The sequence below is a fragment of the Paenibacillus koleovorans NBRC 103111 genome (genome assembly GCF_004000845.1).
GTDB classification, from domain to species: Bacteria; Bacillota; Bacilli; order Paenibacillales; family NBRC-103111; genus Paenibacillus_AA; species Paenibacillus_AA koleovorans.
The window spans coordinates 1-699 of record NZ_BIMA01000267.1; the positions used below are offsets into that span (position 1 = coordinate 1).

The 699-nt window shown below is 64.8% G+C and carries 1 protein-coding gene; it reads left to right on the plus strand.

Annotated features, from left to right (window positions below; translation table 11 throughout):
- Nucleotides 1-699 (plus strand): coiled-coil domain-containing protein (locus tag PKO02S_RS32755; RefSeq protein ID WP_164821840.1); only part of this gene is annotated, 699 nt, incomplete at both ends.

Below are 699 nucleotides of genomic sequence, written 5' to 3' on the forward strand. Positions count from 1 at the left end.
CGAGCACGAGCGAGCGCTGGCTTCTGCACGTAGCGAGCACGAGCGGGCTTTGGCGAAGCAGCAGCAGGAGGCGGCTCAGCTGAACGAAGCGCTCATCGGAGCACGCCAAGCGCTCGAAGAGCTGCGCGCTGAGCACGATCGCGGCAGAGAAGAGAGCGGCGAGCTGCTACGCCTCAGCGAGCAAGAGCACGCCGCTGAGCGGCAAGCCCGCGAGCAGCTCGAGCGAGAAGCCGCACAGTTGCGCGAGCAGCTCACTGCCTCGCAGGGGCAGCTTGCCTCCGCGCAAGCTCAGCTCGCCGGCACCGAGACGCAGCTCGCTGACGCGCAGTCCCTGCAAGCCCGACAGGCCGGGCAAGCGGAGCAACTGCAGGCTGAGCTCGATAAGAGCCTCACGGCACTGGGCCAAGAGCAGCGCGAGCGCGAGCGGCAGCTGGCAGACTGGTCCCGCGAGGAAGAGCGGTTGACCGCCGAGATCGCCAAGCTGCGCCAGTCGGAACGCACGACACAAGCAAACATAAGCGCCGAGCAAGCGCAGTACATAGAGCGGGAGAAGAAGCTGCAAGCAGACCTGGAGAAAGGACGCCAGGAGCAAAGCGAGCTGCTCCAGCTGAGCGAAGAGCTGCAGAAGCAGCTCGAAGCCGAGAAAGCATCGCTTCAGCAAGAGCTCGAAAAACTCAATCGCGCGAACGAACAGCTGCA